Genomic DNA, 10,011 nt, shown 5'->3' with positions numbered 1-10,011 from the left:
CGCACAGGTAGGTCATCGGATGTCACTGGGTGGTGAGCATGCCTGCACGCAGTCGGGCCAGCAGGCGGGTGATCAGCCGCGAGACGTGCATCTGGGAGACACCGAGACGTTCGCCGATCTGGGCCTGGGTGAGTTCGTCGACGTAGCGCCAGTGGATGATCTGCCGCTCACGCACGTCCAGTTCGGCGATCATGGGGGCGAGGGCGTGGAAGTCCTCGACCAGTCCGAGGGCCGCGTCCTCGTCGCCGATGAAGTCCGCCAGCGCGGCCTCGCCGTCCTCGCTGCCGCTCATGGCCGCGTCGAGGGAGGCCGACTTGTAGCCGTTGGAGGCCAGCTGGGCCTCGACGACCTCGTCCTCCGGAAGGCTCATCAGCTCGGACAGCTCACTGATCGTCGGCGTCCGACCCAGCCTGCCGTGCAGTTCCTCGCTGGCCCGCGCCAGTTGGACGCGAGCCTCCTGCAGACGCCGGGGCACGTGCACGGCCCAGGTCGTGTCGCGGAAGAAGCGCTTGATCTCACCGACGATGTACGGGACGGCGAAGGAGGCGAACTCCACCTCACGGGTCAGCTCGAACCGGTCGATCGCCTTGATCAGGCCGATCATGCCGACCTGGACGACGTCCTCCATCTCCTCCGGACCACGGCTGCGGAACCGTCCGGCCGCGTAGCGGACCAGGGACATGTTCATCTCGATCAGCGTGCCCCGCGCGAACTGGTACTCGGGCGTGCCCTCCTCCAGCACCGTCAGCTGATCGAAGAACAGCTTCGACAACTCCCGCGCGTCCTTCGGCGCGACCTTGGAAGGGTCCGCGATCTCCGGTACGTCCACCCTCTGTTCGGCGGTCCGCACGGTGGTCGTCGTCATGATGTGCCCCTCCCGGTAGTTCGGTCTCGTCGTCGCCGGTTCATCGTCCGGCACGCACGCGTCTACCCCGGCCGCCGACATACATTCCTCGGATCTCTGAACTTTCTCGGGCGTGGCAGTCGATCAGTGGTCGCTCGTGTCCCCGTGGCTCCGTACGACTTCCTTCACCTTGGCCACCGCGAAACCCCAGCCCTGCTCGACCGTCGGCTTGGCGGGTACGGCGATCTCGTCGGGGTTGGTGAGGACGTCGAGCAGGACGGGGCCGTCGGTGCGGAACGCCCGCCGCACGGCGTCTTCGAGGTCGGCGGGGTCCGTCACCCGGATACCGGTGATGCCCATCGCCTCGGCCACGGCGGCGAAGTCGGGATTGTCGAGGACGGTGCCGAACTCCGGCAGCCCGACCTGCTCCTGTTCGAGTTTGACCATGCCCAGTCGTCGGTTGTCGAAGACGACGAGCTTGACGGGAAGGCGGTAGGTCTTCAGGGTCATGAGATCACCGAGAAGCATGCTCAGGCCGCCGTCGCCGCAGAAGGCCACGACCTGGCGGTCCCGGTCGAGGCACTGGGCACCCAGCGCCTGAGGCATCGCGTTGGCCATCGAGCCGAGATTGAAGGAACCGAGGAGGCGCCGCTCCCCGCGCATCTCGACGAAACGCGAGAGCCACACCGTGGCCATTCCCGTGTCCGAGGTGAAGACGGCGTCGTCGGCCGCGGCCCGGTCCACGGCGGCGGCCAGCGCCTCGGGCCGGATGTCGTGCGCGCGGTTGTCCAGCGCGGAACGCAGTCGGCCCACGATCCCCTTGTCATGTCCGGGATCGGCGAGCCGGGCCTGGCCGTCGCGCCACCGGTCGAAGTGTGCGCGCGCCTTGTCGAGGTGTGAGCGGTCACGGGCCCCTTCGGTCCGGACGGCGAGGTGGCCCAGGAGGTCGCGCACGGTGGCGCCGGTGTCGCCCACGAGCCCTACGTCCACCGGTACCCGGCGCCCGATATGGGTGGCCTCGGTGTCCACCTGGATGACCGTACGGCCCTCGGGATACCAGTCCCGGTAGGGGAAGTCGGTACCGAGCAGCAGAAGGGTGCCGGCGTCCTGGAGGGCCGCCGCGGCGGCCGGGTTGCCGATCAGGCCCGTCTGGCCGACCTGGAAGGGGTTGGCCGGGCCCTCGAAGCCCGCCTTGGCCTTCAGGGTGAGCACCATCGGCGCCGCCAGCCGGTCGGCGAGGGCGAGGACGTCCTCGCGAGCCGCCCGGGCGCCTTCGCCGACGAGCAGGGTGACGCTTTCGGAGCGGTCGAGGAGTTCCGCCGCGTGCCGGACGGCGGAGTCGTCCGGTCGGCTGACCGGAGGGTTCAGGGAGAACCGGGTCGGCCGGTCGGCGGTCAGTTTCTGGTCGCCCAGGTCCCCCGGCACGGTGAGGACGGCGACGCCCTTGCGGCCCAGTGCGGTGCGCACGGCCGTCTCCAGCAGCCGCGGCAGCTGGTCGGGTGAGGTGATGGTCGCGCGGAAGACGGCCACGTCGCTGAAGAGCGCGTCGTTGTCGACCTCCTGGAAGTAGTCGCTGCCGAGCTCGGCGAGCGGCACCTGGCCGGCGATCGCCAGCACCGGCGCATGGCTCTTGGCCGCGTCGTACAGCCCGTTGAGGAGGTGGACGGAACCGGGCCCGACCGTGCCCATGCACACGCCGAGGGTCCCGGTGAGCTGCGACTGGGCACTCGCGGCGAACGCCGCTGCCTCCTCGTGCCGGCAGCCCACCCATTCGAGGCCCTCCGTGGTGCGCAGGGCGTCCGTCAGGGGGTTGAGCGCGTCTCCCACGACGCCGAAGACTTGGCGCACACCGAGTTCGCTCAGTGCGTCGACGATGAGGCGGGCAACAGTACGGGCCACGTGGATCCTCCAGGTCACAAGGTCACAGGTCACAGGTCACAAGGTCAGACGGTGAAACGGTCGGGGTCGGCGGCTCGCCAGTCGGCCGCCCACGAGGCCGGCGGCTCGGCGAGCAGCTGGCCCGGCGCGAGCCACTCGTACAACTCCTCGTAGGAGCGTTCGGTGCACGCGTCGATGCGCCGGTGGAGCATGTGCGGGCGCAACTGGGCGGGGTCGGTGACGCCCATGGACGCCATGATCTGCAGCGCGCCGGCCACGGTCGCCTCCTGGAAGCGCTGGACGCGCGGCGTCTTGTCCCGGACGTCGAGAGCGCGGGCTCGGCGGGGGTCCTGGGTCGTGACACCCGTGGGGCAGGTGTTGGTGTGGCACCGCTGCGCCTGGATGCAGCCGACGGCGAACATCATCGCCCGGGCGGCGTTGCCGTAGTCGGCGCCCTGCACCATGCGTTTGACCAGCTCGGTTCCGGTGGCGATCTTGCCGCTCGCACCGATCCTGACCCGGTCGCGCAGACCGGCGCCGACGAGGGCGTTGTGCACCGTGAGCAGCCCCTCGGTGAGGGGGGTACCCACATGGTCGGCGAACTCCAGCGGTGCGGCGCCGGTCCCGCCCTCGGCTCCGTCCACCACGATGAAGTCGGGTGCCGTTCCCTCGTCCAGCATGGCCTTGCACACGGCGAGGAACTGCTGTCGCGAGCCCACGCAGAGCTTGAAGCCGGTGGGCTTCCCGCCGGACAGCTCCCGCATCCGGGCGATGAAGCGGACGAGTTCACGCGGGGTGGAGAACACCCGGTGGTACGGCGGTGAGATGACCGTCTTCCCCTGCGGCACGTCCCGGACCCGGGCGATCTCCGCGTTGACCTTCGCTCCGGGCAGCACACCCCCGATACCGGGCTTGGCTCCCTGCGAGAGTTTCAGGGACACGCACTTGACGTGCTCGTGCGCGGCCTTGTCCGCGAATTCGGACGGGTCGAAATCACCGTCGTCGGTGCGGCAGCCGAAGTACCCGGTGCCGATCTCCCAGACGAGGTCGCCGCCCGGACGCAGGTGGTACTCCGACAGGCCGCCCTCACCGGTGTCGTGGGCGAAGCCGCCGGCCGCGGCGCCCCCGTTGAGCGCGAGGATCGCGTTGGCCGACAGCGACCCGAAACTCATCGCCGACACGTTCAGCAGCGCCATGTCGTACGGGCGGGCGCAGTCGGGGCCGCCGATGCGTACCCGTGGCGGGGTCTTCGGCACCTCGCGGGGTGCCATGGAGGGGACGAGGAACTCGTAGCCGGGCAGGTACACGTCCCGTTCGGTGCCGAACGGCTCCTCCGCGTCGGTGCCCTTCGCGCGCTCGTAGACGATGCTGCGCACGTCCCGGTCGAAGGGCCGCCCGTCGTAGTTCCGCTCGATGAAGTACTGCTGGAGTTCGGGGCGTATCCGCTCCAGCAAAAAGCGGGCGTGCCCCAGGACGGGATAGTTCCGTAGCACGGAGTGCCGGCGCTGCAGCAGGTCCCAGGTGCCCAGCAGGGCGATGAGTGCGAGCGGAAGGGCGGCGAACAGCCAGAAGGGCGAGACCTGGAGCGAGGCCACGACCGCGGCGACGGCTGCGGCCCAGGTCAGGACGATGATTCCCACACGTATCACCCCTCGCACCTTGCCCGATGACCCGACTCCATGCACTTCGGCCGTCCCAAGAGACGTCAAAGTGCCGTGCCGTGTGTGCGGCGCCCCGTCGGCGGACGGGGTGGGCGCACGTGCGGGAGGGGCGGCACATCGGGTTCGGTGCGGGCCGGAATTCACCGGCCGGGCCGTGCGCGGAGGGGCCCGGGCGGCGCTCGGCGCCGTACCCGGGTCCCGTCCGTGTCAGGTGCCCAGGGCGGTCAGTACGACGGACCGCGCTTCCTCCTGGATCCGGTGCAGATGGTCCGGGCCGAGGAAGGACTCCGCGTAGATCTTGTAGACGTCCTCGGTGCCGGAGGGACGGGCCGCGAACCAGGCGTTCTCGGTGGCGACCTTGATGCCGCCGAGGGCGGCGCCGTTGCCGGGGGCCTCGGTGAGCACCTTGGTGACCGGCTCGCCGGCGAGGGTGTCCGCGGTGACCTGGCCCGGGGACAGTTTGGCGAGCAGGGCCTTCTCCTCGCGGGAGGCCGGGGCGTCGATGCGCGCGTAGGCGGGGGCGCCGAAGCGGTCGGTGAGCTGCGCGTAGTGCTGCGAGGGGGTCCTGCCCGTGACCGCGGTGATCTCGGAGGCGAGCAGGGCCAGGGTGATGCCGTCCTTGTCGGTGGTCCACACCGAGCCGTCGCGGCGCAGGAAGGAGGCGCCCGCAGACTCCTCGCCGCCGAAGCCGAGCGTTCCGTCGGACAGGCCGTCCACGAACCACTTGAATCCGACCGGGACCTCGACGAGCGGCCGGCCGACGTCCGCCGCGACCCGGTCGATCATGCTGGACGACACCAGCGTCTTGCCGATGCCGGCACCCGCCGGCCACTGCTCCCGGTGCGAGAACAGGTAGGAGATCGCCACGGCCAGGTAGTGGTTGGGGTTCATCAGGCCGCCGTCCGGCGTGACGATGCCGTGCCGGTCGGCGTCGGCGTCGTTGCCGGTGGCGATGTCGAACCGGTCGCGCTGCTCGATGAGCGAGGCCATGGCGTACGGGGAGGAGCAGTCCATGCGGATCTTGCCGTCCCAGTCCAGCGTCATGAAACGCCAGGTGGGGTCGGCGAGCGGGTTGACCACCGTCAGGTCGAGCCGGTGCTGCTCGGCGATACGCCCCCAGTAGGCGACGGAGGCGCCGCCCAGCGGATCGGCGCCGATGCGCACGCCGGCGGCCCGGATCGCCTCCAGGTCCAGCACGTTCGGCAGGTCGGCGACATAGGCGCCGAGGAAGTCGTGCCGTCCGGTTCCGGGGGCGGCGAGGGCGCGGGTGTAGGGGATGCGGCGTACGTCCTTCAGGCCGCCGGTGATGATCTCGTTGGCGCGGTCCTGGATCCAGGAGGTCGCCTCGGAACCGGCGGGGCCTCCGCTCGGCGGGTTGTACTTGAAGCCGCCGTCGGCGGGCGGGTTGTGCGAGGGGGTGACCACCACACCGTCGGCGAGGCCGGACGTGCGGCCTCGGTTGTGGGCGAGGATGGCGTGCGAGACCGCCGGGGTGGGCGTGTAGCCGTCGGTCTGGTCGATGAGGACGGTCACGTCGTTGGCGGCGAACACCTCCAGTGCCGTGATCCGCGCGGGCTCGGACAGGGCGTGGGTGTCGGCGCCGAGGAAGAGGGGGCCGTCGGTGCCCTGGGCGGCGCGGTACTCGCAGATGGCCTGGCTGGTGGCCGCGATGTGGTCCTCGTTGAACGCCGTCGCGAGAGCCGAGCCACGGTGTCCCGAGGTGCCGAACGCCACCCGCTGGCCGGGTTCGGCCGGGTCGGGGTGCAGCGCGTAGTACGCCGTGACCAGGCGGGCCACATCGATGAGGTCCTGGGGTTCGGCGACCTGTCCCGCTCGCGCGTCCTGCATTTCCGGCTCCTCCGCAAGGGTCCGACCGTGGGTTACGGCCCCCATTCTTCCCTGCCCGGCCCGCCCGGACGCCCACCGGGCGACCGTTGTGGCCCACGGGCGGCGGGTGCGACGATGCAGACCGGCGAGGAGAGGGACACCGACGTGAGGCACGAGGACCAACGGCCGCCCGCTGCCGTGCTGTTCGACGCGCTGGGCCCCGACTACGAGAAGGCGTTCGCGCATGCCCCCGCGCATGTGGCCGCGCTGGACTGGCTGATCGAGCGGCTGCCTTCCGGAGCACGGACGCTGGACGTGGGCAGCGGCACCGGGCAGCCCACCGCGGCCGCGCTCGTCGCGGCGGGGCACACGGTGCTCGGGGTCGACGTCTCCCCCGTCATGGTCGAACTCGCCGTCCGTCAGGTCCCCGAGGCCGAGTTCCGCTGCGGCGACATCCGGGAGCTTCCGCTCGAGGCGGACTCGTTCGACGGCGTGTGCGTCTTCTTCTCACTGCTGCAGATGACCCGCGCCGAGCAGGCGGCGCTGATGCGACGCCTGGCCCTGGCTCTGCGGCCCGGCGGCCATCTGGTGGTGGCCACCGTGCCCGCGGACGTGGAGGACATGGAGTTCGTGTTCATGGGCGAGCCGGTCCGTGCGACGAGCTTCTCCGAGGAGGACTTCGTCGGAATGGTGAGCGCGGCGGGGCTGACGGCGCTGTCCCGCCACAGCACCGTCTTCGCCCCCGATCACCCCGCCGCCGGGCCCGAGCCCCATCTCTTCCTGCACTGCCGCCGCGACGAGACGGCGTGAAGACCCTTCGCATAAGGGCTCCCCTGCGTGCGGAACCCTCTGGCTGAGGACCCCTCTACTTGGTGAGGATGGCGCCGCTCTTGAAGGTGTCGCCGTTGCCACTGGACCGGTAGTGCCAGCCGCCGACGGTCAGGTGTGTGCCGTTGGCCACCACCGAGCTGACGCCGAGGGGCAGTTGCGGATCGCTCTCGGGCAGACCGAGCGACCGCCAGCCCTCGGCGGGCGTCCAGGACAGGCCGACAGCCGCGTCGTCGTTGCCGCCCACGACGGCAAGGCCGCCGTTCGGCCGCAGGGTCGCCGCCTGCAGTGAGAACGTGCCCGCGGGCAGCGGCACCTGGGTCCACGAGACGCCGTCCCAGTGCAGGGCCATCCCCGCCGGGCGCTGCTTGTCGGTGTCGCGCGACCAGCCCACGGCCCAGATGTCCGTCGAGCTGCGGGCGACGACGTCGAAGAGGACCGCCGAGTCGGGGAACACCGGGGTGGGCGTCCGCGTCCACCGGCGGCCGTCCCAGTGCACGGCGACGGACTGACCCGTGTCGTAGTCCACTCCGACCGTCCACACGTCGTTCGGTGCCAGCTCCACCACCTGGTGCAGGCCCCAGTTCGCCGACCCCGGGATCTGCACGGAGCGCCAGCGCCGGCCGTCCCAGTGCTGGACGACCGGGATCTGGGTGAAGGTGTCCTCCGTGTAGCCCTGGCCCACCGCCCATGCGTCCTGGCCGGAGACCGAACTCACCGACAGCAGACTGGCTTCCACCGTCCCGGCAGGGAGTGTGCCGGGGGTCAGCTGCCAGGCGCCGCCCACGTAGCGCCCGACCAGGACGCCTCCGCCGTCGGAACCCTGGTCACCGACGAAGAACGCAGAGCCGTCGGACGCGGTGCTGATGTCGTTGATTCTGCTGTCCCACGCGTCGGCGCCCCGGAGCGCTGTCCGCTTCCAGGCCCCGCCTCGGGCGAGGTCACGCTCGTACATGGCGGGCGTGAAGCTGATGTTGCCGCTCTCCGGGTCCCCGACGATCTCGGCGCCGGCGGCCCAGGTCTTCGTCGGGCTCGGCTGCGCCACGCTCATCACCGAGACCTGGCCCGTCGGCGTCTCCGCCCAGGCTCCTCCCCCTGCCGGCTCGGCGGTCGCGGTCCCGCTGATCACCATCGTGATCGCCCCGACCCCCGCCAACTGTCCTGCGATCCTTCGTCCCACGGTCACTGTGTGCTCTCCCCTCGTGGAGGAACTGCTCCCCCGTATACATCGATGCGTCGGGGGGCGCGTTTTGTTGCACGCGCGTTCGTCCGAGGTTCTCCGGGCCGGATCCGCGCATGAGAAAACCCCCGATCCTGAGCGATCGGGGGTGCCGCGTCGGGGAGAAACCTGGGGCTCCCGGGATCCAGGGCGTCAGTGAGCGGCCCGATGGTGGAACCAGTGATTCTTCTGACGGGGGCGTACGGCCGTGCCGCCGGGGTCTTCGTCCTCCGGCTCCATCCGCGCCGACCGCTCGCCCGGGGAACGGGCGGAGTCGCGATCCTCGATCAGAGCGTCCCGCTCGTTCTCGGGTACGGCTGTCGCACGCCGAGACCGTCTGACGCCGTGCCGTCCGGTGCCGCCCCGCCGAGATCCCCGGCTCGCACCGGCAAGGAGCAGGCTCAGCCCGAGCAGACCCGCTGCCCCTACGACGATCCCGCAGAGGAAGAGGGTGCCGGTGGAGCCGGTGACGTCCACTCCGAAGACGGAGAACCCGCCGGTGAGATCGTGGGCACCGCCGCTGTTGGAGACAACACCGGCGACACCGATGACCACTGCGGCGACAAGAATGACGAGTCCGAGGATGATCATGACGCGCTCCTGGGATCTGCTTCTGTTTTCACGGTAGATCCCTTGTGCCCGTCCTGCCACCGCCACAGGTTGCGTCCACTCCGGGTCTCGGGTATGCGCACGAGCTGTTCGAGTCGGAGCGCCGTCCTACAGGCGACGCCACCGCGCCGAGGCGAAGGAGAAGACTCCGAAGAGGACCAGCCCGATCGCCACGGCCACCAGGAGCCACGGCCCCGCCGGTGTCTGGGTGAAGCTGCGCAGCGTCGCGTCCATCCCCTTCGCCTCGTGCGGGTCGAAGCGGACGGCCGCCACCAGGACGAAGATCCCGGCCGCGGCGAACACCGCACCGCGTGCCACACCTCCGCCCACTCCCAGAGCGGTGACGACCTGCTTCGTACGCTGGCTCATGGCGCCCGTGTCGAGCTGACGCAGGAAGCGCCGCATGGCCGCCCGGACAGCCAGTACCACGCCGACGCCGATCAGAACGCAGCCCGCGGCACCGACCAGGAACCGGCCGGCGGGCAGCTTGAGCGCCGATGCCGTCCAGTCCTGGGACTGAGCGTTCCCACTGTCGCCCTGGCCGCCGCCGGCCGCGTACACGGCGGTGGCCCAGCAGACGGCGGCGTAGAAGAGTGCCCGCCCTCCGTCGAGGGCCCGCGAGGCCGCCTTGCGCTTGGCCCCCCGGCCGAAAACGGCGCCGGCACCACGCCACAACGCCATGCAGCCGAACCCGACGACCAGGGCCCAGAGCATCACCTTCCCGAAGGGCTGCGCCGCGATCTGGGACAGGGCGCCCTGGCGGTCCGCCGACTCGCCGCCGCTGCCGAAGGCGATCCGGACGGCCAGTGCCCCGATGAGGACGTACACCACACCTCGCGCGGCGAAGCCCGCCCGTCCGGCGGCGGTCAGGGTCTGCTTCTCCGCGGAACGACGGGAATCGGGCCCGGCGGCCCGGAGCCGTCCCTGCAACCGGGAAGTTGTCACGTGCCCTCCTCAGAGCGTGGGTCTCGGCACGGCAGTGGCCGTGGAACCCGCTTTCCCGGGCAACCCGCTTTCAAGCGCACGCGGTGCCGTCCGTCCGCAGCCGTGCACAGGACGGCGGAAGGCGAACGCTGACGCGGCCCTGGGTGGTACTCGGCGGCAGGCCCGGCCCGTCGCCGCCCGCCACCGACCACAGACAGACG

General features: G+C 70.9%; 8 protein-coding genes. 1 reads left to right on the top strand and 7 read right to left on the bottom strand.

The features are described from left to right. Positions 1–22: 22 nt before the first annotated feature. The 4 genes from STRTUCAR8_RS20010 to pgm all read right to left on the bottom strand — a co-directional run bounded on the left by STRTUCAR8_RS20010 (position 23) and on the right by pgm (position 6,231). Entirely contained in the window at positions 23–865 is an 843-nt protein-coding gene (locus STRTUCAR8_RS20010; protein WP_044472516.1) for an RNA polymerase sigma factor SigF, read from the bottom strand. Between the two features lie 123 nt (positions 866–988). Then, entirely contained in the window at positions 989–2,743 is a 1,755-nt protein-coding gene (locus tag STRTUCAR8_RS20005) for a thiamine pyrophosphate-dependent enzyme (protein WP_006377677.1), read from the bottom strand. A gap of 44 nt (positions 2,744–2,787) precedes the next feature. Further along, complete coding sequence (locus STRTUCAR8_RS20000; RefSeq protein ID WP_407705471.1) at positions 2,788–4,356, bottom strand: FMN-binding glutamate synthase family protein; 1,569 nt, start codon at positions 4,354–4,356, stop codon at positions 2,788–2,790. Positions 4,357–4,590: 234 nt separating this feature from the next. Beyond that, positions 4,591–6,231 carry a phosphoglucomutase (alpha-D-glucose-1,6-bisphosphate-dependent) gene (gene pgm, locus STRTUCAR8_RS19995; RefSeq protein WP_006377671.1) on the bottom strand — a complete coding sequence of 547 codons (1,641 nt, stop codon included), beginning with the start codon at positions 6,229–6,231 and terminating at the stop codon, positions 4,591–4,593. A 114-nt stretch (positions 6,232–6,345) separates the two neighbouring features. Between pgm and STRTUCAR8_RS19990 the strand changes: the two genes are divergently transcribed. Continuing rightward, positions 6,346–7,020 (top strand): class I SAM-dependent methyltransferase, encoded by a 675-nt coding sequence (locus tag STRTUCAR8_RS19990; RefSeq protein WP_006377672.1) that lies wholly within the window; start codon positions 6,346–6,348, stop codon positions 7,018–7,020. Between the two features lie 55 nt (positions 7,021–7,075). Here the strand turns inward: STRTUCAR8_RS19990 and STRTUCAR8_RS19985 are convergent, their stop codons facing one another. The 3 genes from STRTUCAR8_RS19985 to STRTUCAR8_RS19975 form a co-directional block, all read right to left on the bottom strand. Next, the gene (locus STRTUCAR8_RS19985) at positions 7,076–8,218 is read right to left on the bottom strand and encodes a hypothetical protein (RefSeq protein WP_143666566.1); all 1,143 of its coding nucleotides are present in this window, start codon (positions 8,216–8,218) and stop codon (positions 7,076–7,078) included. A 192-nt stretch (positions 8,219–8,410) separates the two neighbouring features. Next, complete coding sequence (locus STRTUCAR8_RS53425) at positions 8,411–8,848, bottom strand: hypothetical protein (protein ID WP_006377669.1); 438 nt, start codon at positions 8,846–8,848, stop codon at positions 8,411–8,413. A 126-nt stretch (positions 8,849–8,974) separates the two neighbouring features. Next, a complete protein-coding gene (locus STRTUCAR8_RS19975; protein WP_006377674.1) occupies positions 8,975–9,811 on the bottom strand; it encodes a DUF1206 domain-containing protein in 837 nt (278 codons plus the stop codon). Between the last annotated feature and the right edge of the window lie 200 nt (positions 9,812–10,011).

Source organism: Streptomyces turgidiscabies Car8 (assembly GCF_000331005.1).
GTDB lineage: Bacteria > Actinomycetota > Actinomycetes > Streptomycetales > Streptomycetaceae > Streptomyces > Streptomyces turgidiscabies.
Note: the sequence above shows the minus strand (reverse complement) of the source record. Positions and strands in the feature narration are given on the sequence as shown.

Coding starts and splice junctions, on each gene's coding strand:
- STRTUCAR8_RS20010 (WP_044472516.1), bottom strand. CDS start 865: ATGACGACGACCACCGTGCGGACCGCCGAACAGAGGGTGGACGTACCG.
- pgm (WP_006377671.1), bottom strand. CDS start 6,231: ATGCAGGACGCGCGAGCGGGACAGGTCGCCGAACCCCAGGACCTCATC.
- STRTUCAR8_RS19990 (WP_006377672.1), top strand. CDS start 6,346: ATGCAGACCGGCGAGGAGAGGGACACCGACGTGAGGCACGAGGACCAA.
- STRTUCAR8_RS53425 (WP_006377669.1), bottom strand. CDS start 8,848: ATGATCATCCTCGGACTCGTCATTCTTGTCGCCGCAGTGGTCATCGGT.